General features: G+C 72.9%; 18 protein-coding genes. 8 read left to right on the forward strand and 10 right to left on the reverse strand.

The genetic code is table 11. The features are described 5' to 3' along the window. Position 1 precedes the first annotated feature (1 nt). Positions 2-496, reverse strand: coding sequence for a PaaI family thioesterase (locus AB0D85_RS22565; RefSeq protein ID WP_362322828.1), 495 nt, complete (start codon positions 494-496; stop codon positions 2-4). Positions 497-598: 102 nt separating this feature from the next. Here AB0D85_RS22565 and AB0D85_RS22570 point away from each other — a divergent pair, with 102 nt between their 5' ends. The 3 genes from AB0D85_RS22570 to AB0D85_RS22580 all read left to right on the forward strand — a co-directional run bounded on the left by AB0D85_RS22570 (position 599) and on the right by AB0D85_RS22580 (position 3,442). Next, positions 599-1,066, forward strand: a complete 468-nt coding sequence (locus tag AB0D85_RS22570; RefSeq protein WP_362322830.1) for a helix-turn-helix domain-containing protein — start codon at positions 599-601, stop codon at positions 1,064-1,066. 226 nt (positions 1,067-1,292) lie between these two features. Continuing rightward, positions 1,293-2,201, forward strand: a complete 909-nt coding sequence (locus AB0D85_RS22575; protein ID WP_362322832.1) for a polysaccharide deacetylase family protein — start codon at positions 1,293-1,295, stop codon at positions 2,199-2,201. Positions 2,202-2,338: 137 nt separating this feature from the next. Next, the gene (locus AB0D85_RS22580; RefSeq protein ID WP_362322834.1) at positions 2,339-3,442 is read left to right on the forward strand and encodes a helix-turn-helix domain-containing protein; all 1,104 of its coding nucleotides are present in this window, start codon (positions 2,339-2,341) and stop codon (positions 3,440-3,442) included. A gap of 64 nt (positions 3,443-3,506) precedes the next feature. On the opposite strand, the gene AB0D85_RS22585 is transcribed toward AB0D85_RS22580, so the two are convergent. From AB0D85_RS22585 to AB0D85_RS22610, 6 genes are all read right to left on the reverse strand, one after another. After that, the gene (locus AB0D85_RS22585) at positions 3,507-4,256 is read right to left on the reverse strand and encodes a D-Ala-D-Ala carboxypeptidase family metallohydrolase (RefSeq protein WP_362322836.1); all 750 of its coding nucleotides are present in this window, start codon (positions 4,254-4,256) and stop codon (positions 3,507-3,509) included. A gap of 26 nt (positions 4,257-4,282) precedes the next feature. Continuing rightward, complete coding sequence (locus tag AB0D85_RS22590) at positions 4,283-4,708, reverse strand: hypothetical protein (protein ID WP_362322838.1); 426 nt, start codon at positions 4,706-4,708, stop codon at positions 4,283-4,285. Between the two features lie 23 nt (positions 4,709-4,731). Next, complete coding sequence (locus AB0D85_RS22595; protein WP_362322840.1) at positions 4,732-6,432, reverse strand: GH25 family lysozyme; 1,701 nt, start codon at positions 6,430-6,432, stop codon at positions 4,732-4,734. A gap of 264 nt (positions 6,433-6,696) precedes the next feature. Beyond that, the gene (locus AB0D85_RS22600; RefSeq protein WP_362322842.1) at positions 6,697-7,398 is read right to left on the reverse strand and encodes a response regulator transcription factor; all 702 of its coding nucleotides are present in this window, start codon (positions 7,396-7,398) and stop codon (positions 6,697-6,699) included. Positions 7,399-7,852: 454 nt separating this feature from the next. Next, a complete protein-coding gene (locus AB0D85_RS22605) occupies positions 7,853-8,566 on the reverse strand; it encodes a CBS domain-containing protein (protein ID WP_362322845.1) in 714 nt (237 codons plus the stop codon). Positions 8,567-8,616: 50 nt separating this feature from the next. After that, the gene (locus AB0D85_RS22610; RefSeq protein ID WP_362322847.1) at positions 8,617-9,090 is read right to left on the reverse strand and encodes a cyclic nucleotide-binding domain-containing protein; all 474 of its coding nucleotides are present in this window, start codon (positions 9,088-9,090) and stop codon (positions 8,617-8,619) included. Between the two features lie 549 nt (positions 9,091-9,639). On the opposite strand from AB0D85_RS22610, the gene AB0D85_RS22615 reads away from it, so the two are divergent. Together AB0D85_RS22615 and AB0D85_RS22620 are read left to right on the forward strand one after the other, a co-directional pair. After that, positions 9,640-10,680 carry a zinc-dependent alcohol dehydrogenase gene (locus AB0D85_RS22615; protein WP_362322849.1) on the forward strand — a complete coding sequence of 347 codons (1,041 nt, stop codon included), beginning with the start codon at positions 9,640-9,642 and terminating at the stop codon, positions 10,678-10,680. A 5-nt stretch (positions 10,681-10,685) separates the two neighbouring features. Then, complete coding sequence (locus tag AB0D85_RS22620; RefSeq protein ID WP_362322851.1) at positions 10,686-11,564, forward strand: universal stress protein; 879 nt, start codon at positions 10,686-10,688, stop codon at positions 11,562-11,564. A 62-nt stretch (positions 11,565-11,626) separates the two neighbouring features. Here AB0D85_RS22620 and AB0D85_RS22625 read toward each other — a convergent pair whose 3' ends face one another. Next, entirely contained in the window at positions 11,627-12,205 is a 579-nt protein-coding gene (locus AB0D85_RS22625) for a hypothetical protein (RefSeq protein WP_362322852.1), read from the reverse strand. 305 nt (positions 12,206-12,510) lie between these two features. Between AB0D85_RS22625 and AB0D85_RS22630 the strand changes: the two genes are divergently transcribed. Genes AB0D85_RS22630 through AB0D85_RS22640 form a run of 3 tightly spaced genes read left to right on the forward strand, consistent with a single transcriptional unit; the run spans position 12,511 to position 14,777 of the window. Then, complete coding sequence (locus tag AB0D85_RS22630; protein ID WP_362322854.1) at positions 12,511-13,581, forward strand: zinc-dependent alcohol dehydrogenase family protein; 1,071 nt, start codon at positions 12,511-12,513, stop codon at positions 13,579-13,581. 40 nt (positions 13,582-13,621) lie between these two features. Further along, positions 13,622-14,302 carry a pyridoxamine 5'-phosphate oxidase family protein gene (locus AB0D85_RS22635; RefSeq protein WP_362322856.1) on the forward strand — a complete coding sequence of 227 codons (681 nt, stop codon included), beginning with the start codon at positions 13,622-13,624 and terminating at the stop codon, positions 14,300-14,302. A 37-nt stretch (positions 14,303-14,339) separates the two neighbouring features. Further along, entirely contained in the window at positions 14,340-14,777 is a 438-nt protein-coding gene (locus AB0D85_RS22640; RefSeq protein ID WP_362322858.1) for a pyridoxamine 5'-phosphate oxidase family protein, read from the forward strand. A 76-nt stretch (positions 14,778-14,853) separates the two neighbouring features. Here the strand turns inward: AB0D85_RS22640 and AB0D85_RS22645 are convergent, their stop codons facing one another. Both AB0D85_RS22645 and AB0D85_RS22650 read right to left on the reverse strand, forming a co-directional pair. Further along, positions 14,854-15,327, reverse strand: a complete 474-nt coding sequence (locus AB0D85_RS22645; RefSeq protein WP_362322860.1) for a hemerythrin domain-containing protein — start codon at positions 15,325-15,327, stop codon at positions 14,854-14,856. Positions 15,328-15,359: 32 nt separating this feature from the next. Next, positions 15,360-16,607 (reverse strand): NarK/NasA family nitrate transporter, encoded by a 1,248-nt coding sequence (locus AB0D85_RS22650; RefSeq protein ID WP_362322862.1) that lies wholly within the window; start codon positions 16,605-16,607, stop codon positions 15,360-15,362. Positions 16,608-16,623 lie beyond the last annotated feature (16 nt).

The following is a 16,623-nucleotide window of genomic DNA, read 5'->3' on the forward strand; positions in this document are numbered from 1 at the left end:
GTCAGCTCGGCGGCATCGGGAAGAGCATGCAGCTGCTGGTGGCGTGGGCGAGCAGGCGGTCCTCGGAGTCGAGCAGTTCGGCCTGGGCGAGCGCGGTGCGGCGGCCGTGGTTGAGCACGGTGCCGACCGCGCGGATCTTGCCCGTGTCGACGGTGATCCGGCGCAGGAACTTCACGTTCAGGTCGAGCGAGGTGTATCCCATGCCGGCCGGGAGGACCGACTGCACGGCACAGCCCGCGGCCGAGTCGAGGAGGGTGGCGTAGACGCCGCCGTGGACGCTGCCGATGGGGTTGTAGTGCTCCTCCCCGGGTTCCAGGGCGAAGACGGCGCGGCCGAACTCGGCTTCCTCCAGGGTGAAACCGAGGGCCGCCCCGATGGGCGCGACGGGCAGGCGTCCGCTCTGCACGCCCCGCAGGAAGTCGAGACCGCTCCCTTGGCCGACGGCGGCCGCGGAGACGCCCGGATCCTGCCACTCGAACGTGCGTGACCTTGTCATGTGCCTCTTCCTTCTCGTCTTCCTTCTCACCTGGCTTCGCTATTCGAAGCTAGCCAGCCGGGCCTCTGGCTGTCAATGTCGAAGTCAGCCTACGATGGCCGTATGACCTGGCTGGAGACGAGCACCGAGAACTGCACCGTGCAGCGCACCCTCGACCTGATCGGTGAGAAGTGGTCGCTGCTGGTCCTGCGGGACGCCATGAACGGGGTGCGCCGGTTCGACGACTTCCGCCGGCACGTGGGCCTGTCGGAGGCGGTGCTCTCGGACCGGCTGCGCAAACTGGTCGCCGCCGGGATCCTGGACACCGTCCCCTACCGGGAGCCGGGTCACCGCACCCGCCACGAGTACCGGCTCAGCCGCAAGGGCTGGGATCTGTGGCCGGTGATGATCGCCCTCAAGCAGTGGGGCGACCGGTACGAGGCGGACCCGGAGGGGCCGCCTCTGGAGGTGCGTCACCGCGACTGCGGCGAACCGGTGGAAGCCGTCGTCGTCTGCACGGGCGACCACGGACCGCTCGTCCCCCGACAGGCCTACACCCGCCCCGGCGCCTCGGCCCACACGCTGACCTGACGGACGGCATCGGCTCAGCCGGCTCCGGGGGAGGCTCCCACGGCAACTCCACCTGGTGGTTGGCGTGCACCCCGGTGATCGTCCTTCACTCGCGTGTGGCGGTTGGGTCGGACGGGGCAAATGATCAACAAAGGATTGTTGGGCAAGGCTTGTCCGGTCGCCGGGCGGGTCGCGGCGGTGTGCCGCCTAGCATTTCCGTGGCACGTCCGGGCAGGTGGGAGAGCAGATGGGAACGAGTCGGCGTACGGTGCTGGCGGCTCTGGCCGGGGGAGCCCTGGCCGGTTGCGGCACATCGGCGAAGGCGGCGAAGACGACCGAGGCGGTCAAGGCCGGGACGGGGACCTCCGCGTCTCCTTCCTCCTCCGCCTCCCCTTCGGCCCGGGCCTCCGCCGCCGGGCCGTCGCCCTCGGCGAGCGGCGGGGCGACCCGTCTGCCCGGTGCCACCCGCGCCGAGATCGTCGCCGAATACGGTCACGCGGTGCCCCGCACCTGGGGCTTCGACGCGCCCGGCGTGGTGCACCGGCTGCCCGCCGGTCAGCAGGGGATCGCGCTGACCTTCGACGCCTGCGGCGGCCGCGGCGGCAGCGGCTACGACAGCGCCCTGATCGACTTCCTGCGCAAACGGGAGGTACCGGCGACCCTGTTCCTCAACTCCCGCTGGATCGACGCCAATCCGTCCGTCTTCCGCGCACTGGCCGCCGAGCCGCTCTTCGAGATCGCCAACCACGGCACCCGCCACCTCCCCCTCTCCGTCACCGGCCGCTCCGCCTACGGCATCCCCGGCACCCGCAGCGCCGCCGAGGTCTACGACGAGATCGCCGGCAACCGGGCGAAGCTCACCCGGCTGCTGGGCAGCCCGCCGCGTTTCTTCCGCTCCGGCACCGCGTACTGCGACGACGTCGCGGCCAGGATCGTCACCGCGCTGGGCGAGCGGTTCGTCGGCTTCTCCGTCAACGGCGACGCGGGCGCCACCTTCAGCCCCGAGCAGGTCCGCACGACCGTCGGGTCCGCGCCCGCCGGCTCCGTCGTCATCTGCCATATGAACCACCCCGACGGCGGCACGGCACGGGGCATCGCCGCCGCCGTACCCCGACTGCTGGCCGCCGGCCGCACGTTCGTGCACGTGAGTAGTTGACGTACTGTCAAATAGCGTTGCAGAGGCGACAGTTGATGGTCGCCGACGGTCGCATTACGGAAGTGAAAGGGCGTACGCACTCCTTTCCCGCCGTGTAGCTTCTACCCGTCAGTAGGGGCTTGAGCAAGGGTGGATGTGTGGTTGCCTCTCCGCATACCGAGAAGTTCGCCGCCTGCCTTCGGATGCTGAAGGACCGCAGCGGCCGGGGCTACGACCGCCTCGGCAAGGAGGCGGGCGTCAGCGGTTCCAGTCTGCACCGGTACTGCTCCGGCCTCAGCGTCCCGACGGACTACCGGGTGGTGCACGCCTTCGGCAAGGTGTGCGGCGCCAGTGCGGAGGAGCTCCGCGAACTCCACCGGCTGTGGGCGCTGGCGGACACCGACCGGGACGTACCGGCTGTGACCGCCGAGGCGAGCCCGGAACCGGAACCGGAACCGGCCGAGCCTGCCGAACCCGCCGCGCCCGTCGAACCCGCCGGAACCGCCGGAACCGCCGAGCCCGCGCAGGTGGACGCCGTAGCGGAGGACGTCACCCCGCCGGAGGCCGGGAAGCCGCGGCGGGCCCGGTTGCCCGAGAAGCTGTCCTCCCGGGTGGCGATCCTGGTCACCGTGGCCGCGGTGGTGCTGGTGGCCGGCTTCGTGTGGCTGCCCGGCAGCGGCTCCGACGGTGCCGCACCGGCGGCCGGCGACGAGCTGCTGTACTCGCCCGCGTGCCAGACCGTGAGCATGGGGCAGCACGACGCGTGCGTGCGCGAGGTCCAGAACCTGTTGACACGGGCGAAGGGCAAGCTCGCCGTCGACGGGGACTTCGGGCCGGAGACCCTGCGCAGAGTGACCGCGTTCCAGGTGCTGGCGGGTCTCCCGGCCACCAACGTCGTGGACGACGCCACCAAGAAGGCGCTCTACGCGCACAAGGTGAGCATGACGACCTGGTCGCCGGCCGAGGTGGCGAAGCGGATCCGTGCGGTGTTCGTCGAGGATCCCGGCACCGCCGTGGCCGTCGCCCGCTGCGCCTCGTTCCTCGACCCGCTGTACGTGCTGCCCAACACCAACGGCAGCCGCAACTGGGGCGTGTTCCAGATCTCCGACGCCCGCCTGCGGGATCTCGACGGCACACCGCTGCGGGCGTTCGACCCGGACTGGAACATCAGGGCCGCCCACCGGCTGTGGAGCGTCAAGCACGACTTCCACGACTGGCCCTCCTGCGAGGCGGCGCTGGAGAAGGACACACCGAAGAGCTGACGCCCGGAGCTCCGGGTACCGCCACGGCGGTACCCGGAGCTCCGCTCCCCCGGAAGCGACGGCCTCAGATCGTGCCGTCCTCCCACCACCAGTCGCGGCCGAGGTCGGCCCGGCTGTCGACGTGCTGGTGGTCGACCGTGTACGTCTCCAGCCCGGAGAACCCGCAGGTCTCCGCCTTCTGGTAGACGGTCTTGTTGGTCACGCCGGGCACGTCCAGGTCGGCGGCCGTGCCGTACAGGTGCATGCTGTCGCTGGCCCCGCCGATCTCGGCGTTGTGCGCGATGCTGCGGAAGCCGGAGTTCACCGTGATCGGCTTGTCGCCCAGCTTCTTGCGGAGCGCCTCCAGCTTGTACATGCAGCGGCGGACGTTCTCCTTCACCGCCGACGCGCTCAGCTTGCCGCCGTTGAAGGTGCCGTCCGACTGGTTCACGAACTCGCTCCAGTTGAAGTGGAGCGTGGAGCCGTCGGACTGCTCCAGCGCGTTGAGCTTCGCCTGGGTGTTGGGCCCGACGCTGGCGTCGGCGGTGAGACCGTACGCCGCCTGGAACCGGCGTACGGCCGCGGCCGTACCGGCGCCGAAGTCGCCGTCGATGCCGACCCGGCTGTGGCTCGCGCTGTCCGCCGCCCAGCCCGCGATCCGGATCTGCAGCTCGGTCACGTCGGCGCCGGTGTCGCCCTGGGTCAGGGTGCGCGACCAGGAATAGGCCTGTGCGGTGCCCGAGAACAGCAACTGGCCGAAGGCGACACCGGCGCCGGCGGCCAGCGTGCCGCGCAGCATGGTGCGGCGGTCCATGGGACGGAAGGAGGAAGTCATCGTTGCCCTTTCAGGGGTCAGCAGGCTCAGTAGGCGATCTGGAACGTGACGTTCTGCGCGTCGGTGTCGTAGGCGTGCACACGCAGGACGAAGTGGGTGCCGTCCTTCACGTCGGTGGCGACGGTCCCCCACTCGGTACCGTGCGTGGTGTACGCGTCGCCGTTGTTGCACTTGGTGGTGTGGTCGACGAACACCACACAGGCGTCCAGGTACACCCCCGGCTCGTCCGTGAGGAGCCGCAGGTTGATGTCGGTGCACCGCGAGGACGTGGTGTAGGTGCCGTATTCCTTGGCGGCCGCCTGGTAGTGGTACGTCAGGGTTCTGGCGCCGCCGTAGCAGCTGGTGGCGGCGGCCGAGGCGGCCGACGTCCGGGCCGAGGCGGGCGCGACGCCCACAGCCAGCAGCGCGGCCGTGGTGAACAGGGCCGATGCCAGCGTTCTGTTGCGGATCATGGTGGTCTCCTTGTGGCCGGGGGTCAGAAGGCGATCTGGATGGTGGCCGAACTGCCCTCCAGGTCCACGCCGTTGGGCACGGTGAACTTGGTCCCGTCCAGGACGTCGGTGGCGATGGTCGTCCAGCTCCAGCCCACCTTGGTCCAGCGGTTGCAGACGCCGGTCTTCTCGAACTTCACGCAGGCGACGACGTACTCCGCGTCGCCTCCGACGACGCGCATGTTGATGTCGGCGCAGCGGCTCGTGGTCCGGTACGGGCCGAAGTCGAGGACCTCCCCGTAGTGCACCGTGACCGCTCCGCCGTAGCAGGTCGTCGCGACGGTGCGGGCCGTGACGGCCGAGGCGGCCGAGGCGGTGGTGAGCGCGGAGGTGCGGTTGGCCAGCCGGTCCAGGTCGGCCTGGGTGCCGTTGAACACGTCCGCGGTCGCCGGGGCCTTGATGCCCGGGAAGAGCGCCGCGTCGGTGTACTGCCACATCGTCCAGGCCGTCGAGCCGTTCGGCAGCGGCGGCTGGGTGATCGACTGGCGGTAGTCCGCGAGCTGCAGCGGATACCGGGCGAGGGCGGTGGTCGAACCCAGGCAGTCGTCCAGGAAGGACTTCTGGGTGTAGATGACCGGAGTCCGGCCGAAGGCCGCCTCCACCCGGTCCAGCCAGGCCTTGATGTCGTCCACCGTGCCGTAGACGGGACAGCGGCCCGTGCCGTCGTCCATGCGTTCCAGGTCGAACACCGGCGGCAGGTCGCCCGCGCGCTGCCCGGTGTAGCCGGTCGCCCGCACCGCGGCGATGAACCGGTCGGCCTGCGCGGCACCCGTGTCGGGCGAGGAGCCGGTGTAGAAGTGGTACGGCGCGACGGCCAGCCCCGCCGCCCTGGCCGCAGGCAGATCGGTGGCGAGGTACTCGTCGGTGACGTTCAGGCCGCGGGTGGCCTTGACCGTCGCGAACTCGACGCCCGAGGCCCGTACGGCCTTCCAGTCGATCGCCGCGCCGCCCGGGTGCTGGTACTTGGCGGTGTCCAGGCCGTCGATCGGGTATCCGGCGGGGCGCGGCGGCGTGCAGTAGGTGTTACGGCCGGCCCAGTCCACCAGTTTCGCCCAGGTGTTGGGGCCGACGACGCCGTCGGCGCTGAGGCCCGCGCAGTGCTGGAGCTCTACGACCCGGCTCTCGGTGCCGCCCCCGAAGTCGCCGTCGATCGTCAGCGGCGGGTAGTGGAACGGCTCCATGGCCAGGTTCAGCCGGCACTGCACCTCCTTGACCTCGACGCCGTTCGCGCCCTTGCGCAGGGTCGGGCGGGTGTCGGTGTGGCCGCAGACGGTCGTCTGCGCCGTGGCCGAGGTGCCCTGGGCGGCGCAGGTGTGCGGTGCGGCGGCCCAGGTGTTCAGGGCCGCCCAGGTCTGCGGGCCGAGTGTCCCGTCCACGCTCAGCCCGGCACAGGCCTGGAACTCCTTGACGCGCGTCTCCGTCGCCGGACCGAACGAGCCGTCCGCCGCGATCGGCGTGTACCGGCTCGGCTTCGTCGCCAGGTCGAGTTCGCACTGCGCCTCGGTCGTCGGGTCCCCCGTCGATCCCCGCTGGAGTGTGGGTTGTTCGCTGGTATGCCCGCAGACCGCGACCGCGGTCGCGGCGGTGGCCGCGGACTGGGCCGCCTGCGCCGCGACGGGCCCGTACAGGGGCAGGACCGCTGCCACGGCGAGGGTCAGACCCCGCAGAAGCGTCCTCCGTCCCATCTGGTGTTCCCCCTCTTGTGAGTTGAACCGGGAGTCCCCGGCCCGGATCATGCTGGCAGCGCCGACCCGCACGCCGGATCCCCCTGCCCCGGATTGGGACGCCGGGACAGTCGCACGCCTGTGACCTGCGGGGACGGATCGCCGCTGGGACGGACCTGGGATACGGACGGGGGAGGGGAAACACGAGAACGGGGGTCACCACCGGACGGTGGTGACCCCCGTTCGTCGACGACGTGTCGTCGGGCCGCGGAGGCGGGGCGGTGCTCAGCCCGTGCCGCGGTCCCCGGGATCCGGCTGGTCCAGGTGGGAGGCCAGGACGGCCGCCTGGACGCGGCGCTGGACGCCGAGCTTGGCCAGCAGACGGGAGATGTGGTTCTTGACGGTCTTCTCCGAGAGGTAGAGCCTCTTGCCGATCTCGCGGTTGGTCAGACCGTCGCCGATCAGGGCGAGGATGTCCCGCTCACGCGGCGACAGGCTCGCCAGCTCGGGAGCGACGGCGGGGGTCTCGGCCGGGTCGGCGCGCAGCGAGCGCATCAGCCGGGCGGTGGTCGCGGGGTCCAGCATGGATTGGCCCGAGGCGACCGTGCGGACCGCCGAGACCAGGTCGGAGCCCTTGATCTGCTTGAGGACGTAGCCCGAGGCCCCGGCCATGATCGCGTCGAGCAGGGCGTCGTCGTCGTCGAACGACGTCAGCATCAGACAGGCCAGCTCCGGCATCTGGCTGCGCAGCTCCCGGCAGACCGAGATCCCGTCGCCGTCCGGGAGCCGTACGTCGAGAACGGCGACGTCCGGGCGCAGCGCCGGGCCGCGGACGAGGGCGTGCTCGACGCTGTCCGCGTCGCCGACCACGGAGATGTCCGGTTCGGCGTCGAGCAGGTCGGTGATGCCGCGTCGTACGACCTCGTGGTCGTCGAGCAGAAAGACACGGATCGGATTCTGCTCCGTGAAGGTACGCGCCTCGGCCATGACGACCCCCTGTTCCCCGGTGACGATCGGGCTACGGGCTGCCCGTGCCGTCGATCATCGCTCCCCGGACCCGAACACACTAGGGCCGACCGGCCCCAGTCGACCGACCGGCCCAGTCGACCGAGGGGCGTGGGTTGAAGGGGGCGGGCTGAAGGGGGCGGGGGAGGGGCCGCCGACCGGCGGGCCGCCGGCCGAGGGCTGTCGGGTGAGGGGCTGCCGGTCGAGGGGCCGCCGGGTGTCGGGCCGCCTGGTGATGGGGCGCTGGCCGGGAGGTCGCAGGGTGAGGGAACGGGGTGAGGGGGCGCCGGGTGACGGGCCGCCGGTCCAGGGGGCGGTGCCGGGCGAGGGATCGCCGCGCGACGGGCCCCGGGCGACGGGCGCCGGGCGACGGGCGACGGGCGCCGGGCGACGGGCGCCGGGCGACGGGCCCCGGGTGATGGTCCGCCCGGGGTGGCTACGCTCGGGCGGAATCTCCTGGGCGCTCTGTCCGGGCGGAGTTCGGGGGTGTCGGGGCGCCGGAGGGTGCGTGTTCTGCCAGGTCGAAGCTCACGTCCACGACGCCCTCGACCGCGCGGGCCAGGCGGGCGGCCACGGGGACCAGGGACGTGTCCCGGACCCGGCCGGTGAGCTTCACGACCCCGTCGTGCACCGCCACGCGGACCGCCGAGGCGGGGGCGGGGAAGAGGTACGACACGACCTCGCGGCGGACCTCCTCGGCGATCTCCTCGTCGCCGCGCAGGAAGACCTTCAGCAGGTCGGCCCGGCTGACGATGCCCTCCAGCATGCCCAGCTCGTCGACCACGGGGAGCCGCTTGACCCCGGCGCGTGCCATGACGCGCGCGGCCTCGGCCAGCGTCGCGTCCGCGTGGACGGTGAGCGCCGGGGACGTCATCAGCTCCTCCGCGGTGATCGCACCGGCCTTCACCAGGTCGTTCAGGCGGCGCAGCCGGGTGTACCGGTCGGGGTCGCTGTCGCGGAACTCCTCCTTGGGCAGCAGGTCGGCCTCGGAGACCACGCCGACGACCCGGTTCTCGCCCTCCAGGACGGGCAGGGCACTGACCTTCCAGTCCTGCATCAGCCGCACGATCTCCTTGAACCGGGCCCTGCGGCCGACCGCGGCGACCGTGTGGGTCATGACGTCGCTGACGATGTGCGGGGTGCCGTGCATGGTGGCTCCTTCCCGTGGCGGCCCGCAGGCGTGTCGGCCCGTCGGCGCGGTCAGACGTGGGCGCCGGCGCCGTACGGGGCGTACAGGTCCAGCAGCCGGGTCCGTGCGGAGTGCAGACGGTGGGCGAGTACGTCACCGACCCACTGGGCCACCGCGTTGCCCAGGGCCGGGTCCTCCCGGCACATGAGACGGACGGCGGTGGCGTCGAACTCGTAGGCCCGCACCGGGGTCGCCGCCTCGGCGCCCAGGTGCCAGGCGTGCGGGCTGAACAGCCACGACCAGCCGATGAGTTCGTTGTGCCGGAGGGTCTCGATGACGGCCGCGCGGCGGCCGGGGACGTGCATGTCGAGTTCGACCGTGCCGGTGCGGATGATCCAGAACCGGTCGGCCCGGCCGCCCTCCTCGAACAGACGCGCGCCCTGCGGGAAGCTCACCTCGCGGGCGACGCGCATGAGCCGCTCGCGGTGCTCGGCGGGCAGCGCCCGCAGCATCGTGGGGGTGGGCGTGGGGGTGCTGGTGGTCATGGCGTGCCTCCCGGCGAGGTGCGGAAACTGCCATGGCCAGCGTGTGCCCGACGCCCCGCGGCGGGCCATGGGCCACCTGGTCCTCCGCCCGGTCCACTCGGCTCCGATCGTCCACGGCGGGCGCGCCACGCCGGCCCGGCCGGACCCCGCCGCGCACTGCGGACGGGCACCGGGGCCGTACGGCCCTGCCCCTGGGTCCCGGTCGGCACTCCCCGCGTCCCCGGCCGGTCACCAGGATCGGTGGTGCAGGACCCACGCGCAGGAACGAGCACGAGAGGGAACCGGCTGGCGCGACCGCGTCGACGTACGCGACTTCATCCAGGCCAACTGCACCCCGTACGAGGGCGACGCGTCCTTCCTGACCGGCCCCACCGACCGCACCCGCACCGTGTGGGAGAAGGTCAGCGCCCTGTTCCCCGAGGAGCGGCGCCGGGGCGTCCTCGCCGACCGAACGGGTCCGCGCACAGTTCAGGGCGCACGGGCTGCCGGCCTACTGACCCCTTCAACGCCTGAACCCCTCAACCCCCGAACCCCTGAGGAGCACCCACCATGAAGGCAGCGGTCGTACGAGCGTTCGGCGAGCCTCTCGTCATCGAGGAGCGCCCCGACCCCGAGCCCGGCCCCGGTCAGGTCCGGGTCCGGGTCGAGGCCTCCGGGCTGTGCCACACCGACATCCACGCCGCCCACGGCGACTGGCCGGTCAGGCCGAACCCGCCGTTCGTGCCCGGCCACGAGGGCGTCGGCCTCGTCGAGAAGCTCGGCGAGGGCGTCACCCACCTGAGCCTCGGCCAGCGGGTCGCCGTCCCGTGGCTCGGCAAGGCGTGCGGGCGGTGCGAGCACTGCCTGTCCGGCTGGGAGACGCTGTGCGAGCAGCAGATCAACACCGGCTACGGCTGCGACGGCGGGTACGCCGAGAAGATGCTGGCCTGGGCCGACTTCGCCCAGCCCGTGCCCGACGGCGTCAGCGCCGTCGACGCCGCCCCGCTGACCTGCGCGGGCGTGACGACGTACAAGGCGCTCAAGGTCGCCGGAGTACGGCCCGCGCAGCTCGTCGCGGTCTCCGGGGTCGGCGGCCTCGGCCATCTCGCCGTGCAGTACGCGAAGATCGCCGGAGCCACCGTCGCGGCGATCGACGTCACCGACGACAAGCTCGAACTCGCCACCGCGCTCGGCGCCGACCTCGTCATCGACGCCCGCAAGGACGACGTCGGCGAGGTCCTCAAGCAGCACGGCGGCGCCCACGCGGCGATCGCGCTCGCCGTCGACGACGCGGCCTTCGAGGCCGTCAACTCCGGTCTGCGGCGCGGCGGCAAGCTCGTCATGGTCGCCCTGCCCGCGCACGGCACCGTCCGGGTCCCGATCTTCGACACCGTCCTGAACGGCACCAGCGTGATCGGCTCCATCGTCGGCACCCGGCAGGACCTCGCCGAGGTCTTCCAGCTGCACGCCGCCGGACAGACCAAGGTCATCTGCGAGACCCTCCCCCAGAGGGGGGACCCCCAACTGGACTCCGTCAACGAGTGCATCGACGAGGTGCTGCGCGGCCAGGTCAAGGCCCGGATCGTCTTCGACCTCGGCACGGGACGGTGAGCGCGATGACCCCCGTTCAACCGATCGTCGTCGGCGTCGACGGCTCGGAGCCCGGCCTGCGCGCCGTCGACTGGGCGGCCGACGAAGCCGCCGTACGCGGACTGCCGCTGCGCCTGGTCTACGCCTCGCTGTGGGAACGGTACGAGGGCACCTCGCTCGCGGAGGACCTCGCCAAGCCGTCCGACCAGGTGACGGCCGAGGACATCGTCGCCACGGCCGCGCGGCGCGCCCGTGGCCGGCGGCCCGGGGTGACGGTGTCCACCGACGTACTGCCCGAGGAACCCGAGTACGCGCTGGTACGGGAGAGCCGGGACGCCGCCCTGCTGGTCACCGGCACCCGCGGCCGCAGCGGTGTCGCCGAGGCGCTGCTGGGCTCGGTGAGCCTGGCGGTGGCCGGGCACGCGCACTGCCCGGTGATCGTCGTCCGCGGCAGCCACGACAACCGGGCGGCGCCCCCGGTCCACGGCCGCGTCGTCGTGGGCGTCGGGGAGAAGCCGGCCGGCTCGGCGGCGATGCGCTTCGCCTTCCAGGAGGCCCGGCGCCGCGGGGTGCCGGTGGCGGCCGTACGGGCCTGGCGCTGCCCCGCGTACGAGACCACCGACCACCCCCTGCTCTCCGGAGAGCCCGCCCGGCTGCACGAGCAGCAGGCGGCGGAGGCCCTGGAAGCGGCCCTCCAGGACGCCCCCGCCGATGTCGTGGCACAGCGCCACACGGTCGAGGGCCGCACCCGGAACGTACTCGTGGACGCCTCCCGCGACGCCGACCTCCTGGTCGTCGGAGCCAGGCGCCGCCCCGGACACTTCGGGCTCCAGCTGGGCCGGGTCGCCCACGGGGTGCTCCACCACTCGGCCTGCCCCGTCGCCGTCGTGCCCGAGCCCGTCTGACCACGGCGGCCTCCTCCTGGCCCTCGTCGGCGGCACCACGAGGCCGGTGTCCGTCGCCGTTCTCAGCCCGTCCGGTGGCCCCACCGCGGGCCGACCAGGTCCCACTCCCGGTCCCAGGCGTCGAGGCGCCGCTGGTCCAGCCGCCACCGGGCGAGGGCTCCCAGGGCGTGGACGGCGCCGGTCAGGGAGAGCCCGGCGACGGCACCCAGGACGGCCGCCTCGACGGCCGCCTCGGCGGAACTCGGCGGCGCGGCGGTCAGCGTGCCGTGTCCGTCCTGCCAGACCACGACCCGGCCGCCGGCCTTCAGACCGGAGTCGACCAGGGTGCTCTCGGTGCGCGGGGAGCCGTCGGGGGCCGTCCAGCGGACCGTCGCCACCGCCTTGCCGCCCGACGTCCCGAGCGTCGGAGGGCGCTGGGCGAGGCCGGTGACGACCGCGGGCACGGCCTGCCGCTCCGCACGCTGCCGCGCGAACGCCTCGTCGGCGGCATGGGCCGTCACCAGGCCCGCGGTGGTGCCGCCGACCGCGACGACCGTCCACACGGAGAGCACGACCCAGGCCTCGACGCGGTCCTCCCGGCGCCGCAGCGGACTGTTCCGCCAGCGCCAGAACCGCTTCCCGACCGGCTTACGGCAGCTCATGACTGTGCACCTCCTCCGATTGTCACCCCTCGAAGGTGGCAGCCGCAGGCGCGCCGGGGGACGGGCCGTCCGGGGGGACCCCGGGGCCGGGCGGCATTCACCGTACGGCCGGGGAAGTGGCCCGACCGGCCCATGCGGGGCTCGCGCGGTTGGGTCAGTCTGGACTAGCGGGGCAAATCCGGCGCGGGGCGCCGCCGGGCTCGTACGCGCGACCTGTCCGTACGGGCCGCCGGGCTCGCACGCACGGCCGGGACCCCTCCGCCGGGCCAGGGCTCCGCAGCCGATCGAACGGGGTGAGGAGCGTCATGAAAGCCTTCGTGTTCCACGGCCCCGGGCAGTCCGCCTGGGAAGAGGTCCCCGATCCCGCCGTCAAGGAGCCCACGGACGCCGTCGTGCGCGTGGACGCCGTCACGATCTGCGGGACGGATCTGCACATCCTCAAGGGCGACCTCCCGGAGGTCCACCCCGGCACGGTCCTGGGCCATGAGGCCGTCGGCGAGATCGTCGAGGTGGGCGGCGAGGTGCAGACCGTACGGCCGGGCGACCGGGTGCTGGTCTCCTGCATCACCTCCTGCGGGCGCTGCGCCCACTGCCGGCAGCGGATGTACGGCCAGTGCCGGGGCGGCGGGGGCTGGATCCTCGGGCACCTGATCGACGGCACCCAGGCCGAGTACGTCCGCGTCCCGTACGCCGACCTGTCCGTCCACGTGCTGCCCGGCGCGGTCGACAGCAGGGACGCGGTGCTGCTCGCGGACATCTTCCCCACCGCCTACGAGGTGGGCGTGCTGAACGGGCAGGTGCGCCCCGGCGACACCGTCGCCGTCGTCGGCGCCGGTCCCATCGGGCTGGCGGCGATCACCACGGCCCGGCTGTTCTCGCCCGAGCGGATCATCGCGGTGGACCTGGCCCCGGCCCGGCTGGAGGCCGCCCACCGGTTCGGCGCCGACGCCGTGGCCGACGTCCACGAGGCGCCCGGCCAGCTGGTGGCCGACCTGACCGACGGGCTGGGCGCGGACGTGGTGATCGAGGCGGTCGGCGTGCCGGAGAGCTTCGAACTGTGCACCCGCATGGTGCGGCCGGGCGGCCGCGTCGCCAACGTCGGCGTGCACGGCGGACCGGCCACGCTGCACCTGGAGGACCTGTGGAGCAAGAACGTCACCATCACGACCGGCCTCGTCGACACCCACTCCACCCCCACCCTGCTGCGGATGCTCGCCGCCGGCCGGCTGCCCACCGCGCGGCTGGTCACCCACACCTTCCCGCCGGACCTCATGGAGGAGGCGTACGACGTCTTCGGCCGGGCCGGCGAGACCGCCGCGCTCAAGGTCGTGCTCGGCGGGCCGCAGTACGAGGTCGCCGTGCCGGCGGCTCCGTAGCCCCGTGGACCCGTAGACCCGTGGAAAGGACGTGACGGCCATGCCCGAACGAACACCGACCGGCGTCGGGCCGACCGGGGGACGGCCTCTGGGGGACCTGGGACGCCGTATCGCCGCCCGGCGCGCGGAACTGGGCCTGTCCCGGGAGGAGACGGCCGCCCGGGCGGGCGTGGCGGCCAACTACCTGAAGCACCTGGAGGAGCATCCCGGCGCCGCACCGCAGCGGGGCACCCTGCTCGGCCTGGCCGCGGCCCTGGAGACGACGCTGTCGCAGCTCACCGGCGGAACCGTGAACCTGCCGCCCGGCCCCGAACAGGCTGTACGCGGTGCGGAGTTCGCCGAACTGGACCCGGACGAGTGCACCTCCCTCCTCGGCACGCACGGCGTCGGGAGAATCGCGGTGTCGACCGCTTCCGGGCCCGTCATCGTGCCGGTCAACTACAGCGTCGTGGACGGCTCGATCGTCTTCCGGACGGCCTCCGGTACGACGCCGTCGCTGGCGGCCGGTCACCAGGTGGCCTTCGAGGTCGACCGTATCGACGACGCCTTCAGCACGGGCTGGAGCGTGCTCGTACGCGGTCCCGCGCTGACCGTCGCGGACCCCGACGAGACCCACCGGCTCGACGAACAGGCCCACAGCGAGCCCTGGGCTGGCGGTGACCGGGACGTCTGGGTGCGGGTCGAGCCGGACACGGTCACCGGCCGCCGGATCACCGTGTGACGGCCCTGTCCCCACGACTGCAGAGGAAGTACGGCTGATGTACGCCAACGACGGGTTCCGCGAACTCGACCGGAGCGAGTGCCTGCGCCTGCTGGCGCGGGCTCCCGTGGGCCGTGTCGTCCACACCCGCCAGGCCCTGCCGGCGGTGCTCCCGGTCAACTTCGCGCTCGACGGCGAGGCGGTGGTCGTACGTACCTCCGCGACCTCGGAACTCGTCCGCGCGGTCGACGGTTCGGTGGTCGCCTTCGAGGCCGACGAGGTCGACCCGGGGGCGCACTCCGGATGGAGCGTCGTCGTCACCGGACCGGCCGCCGTGGTCACCGAACAGGCCGACCACGAACGGCTGTTGCGGACCGGACCGCGTTCCTGGGTGCCCTGGCCCCAGGAGGTCTTCCTCCGTATCGAGCCCGAGCTGGTGACCGGCCGGGAACTCGTCGGCGGGCTCACGCTCTACGGACTTGAGCTCGGGGCCTGAGCCACCGTGCCCCGCACACCATCGCCCGCCCGGTGCACCGGCACCGGGCGGGCGATGGTCCGTGCGGCGGACCGTCTCAGACGGACGGTTCCGGTGCCCGCGCGCCGAGGCGGGCGCGCACCGCCTCCACGGCCTCCCACTGCTCGGGGTCCAGCAGCGCCAGGGCGGCGGGGAAGACGCCGTCCTGTTCCTTGAGGATGTGCTCGCGCAGCAGGCCGAGCGCGGTGATCAGCCGTTGCGGCCAGCCGGGGTCGGTCAGGAACGGGCCGTTGGCCTCGGCCAGTACCGTCTCGATCCGGCGGTGCTCCTCCCGCAGCGCCTCGATCTTCTCGGGGAACTCCCCTTCCAGCGCCGGGAACAGCCCCTCTTCCTCCACCCGGGTGTGCGGGCCGAGGACCGAGGCCGTCTCCCGGGCGAGCTCGGCCATGCGGACGATCTCCCGGTCCCGCCAGGCGTCCCGTATCCGGCCGATGAGCGTCACGATCTCCTCGTGCTCCCGGGTCAGTGCGCCGATGCTCTCCACAGCCTGGCATCCGCAGTACTCACACATGGCGTGCTCCCTTCTAGCCTTGTTCCGCGGGTCTAGCCTTGTTCCGCGGGCCGGCGTCGGCCCACGGCGTGGCGGACGCCCGTCTCGGTGAAGGTGAGCGCTCCGACGGCGACCGCCGAGAGCAGGACCAGACCGATGGCGTACGAGCCGTACGTGCCGTACAGCGAGCCCATCAGCAGCGGCGGCACGAACCCGCCCAGGCCGCCCGCGGCCCCGACGACACCGGTGACCGAGCCGACCTTGTTCGACGGGGCCAGCAGGGCCACCAGGGCGAACACGGCACCGCTGCCCGCGCCGAGCGCGGCACCCATCGCGAGGAAGGCGACCGTGCCGACCGGTGCCAGGGCGGGGGTGAACGCCTGGGTGACGGCTCCGGCGAACACCACGGCCAGCGAGCCGCCCAGCACGTTCACCGGGCCGAAGCGGTCCGACAGCCAGCCGCCGAGCGGCCGCATCGCCACGGCCAGCAGCACGAACCCGGCCATGCGGTCGGACGCGTCGGCCTGGGTGAGGCCGTAGCCGGTCTTGAGGTAGGTCGGCAGGTAGACGGAGAAGGCCACATAGCCGCCGAAGGCGACCGCGTACAGCGCGGACGCCTGCCAGGTGACGCCGAGCCGCAGCGTGGCGGCCAGCCGGCGGGCCAGCGGCTCGGTGGGTACGGTGCGGCCGGGCGCGTCCCGCAGGACGGTCGCCGCCACGACCGCGTAGGCGGCCAGCACACCGGCGGTGATCAGGAACGGGGTGGCCGTGCCGTGCGCGTCGACCAGTTTCACGGTGGTGAGCGCGCTGATCGCGGTGCCGCCCATGCCGGCGCCGAAGATCCCGATGGCCAGGCCGCGCCGCTCGGGCGGGAACCAGGCGCTGACGAACGGCACACCGACGGCGAACGCGGTGCCGCCGATGCCGAGGAAGAAGCCTCCCGCCAGCAGGGCGGCCAGCGAGCCGTGTCCGGCCAGGCCCAGGTAGAGCACCGGGACGACGGTGGCCGCCGACACCAGCGGGAACATCGTCCGCCCGCCGAACCGGTCGGTCAGCGCGCCGACCGGGACGCGGCCCAGCGAGCCGACCACCACCGGCACGGCCACCAGCAGCGACTGCTGGAAGGAGGTCAGGTCCAGGGTGTCCTTGAACCGGGGACCGAGCGGGCTGAGCAGGGCCCAGGCCCAGAAGTTCACGGCGAAGCCGAGCGTGGCGAGCGCCAGCATCGTCCACGCCCGGCCGGAGACGCGCCCGCCGGCCGCCGGGGTCTGCTCGTTCTGTTCTCTCGATGGCTGCAACATCCCACCGGTTCCTTTC

Source organism: Streptomyces sp. NPDC048277 (assembly GCF_040652235.1).
In the GTDB taxonomy this organism is placed as follows: domain Bacteria; phylum Actinomycetota; class Actinomycetes; order Streptomycetales; family Streptomycetaceae; genus Streptomyces.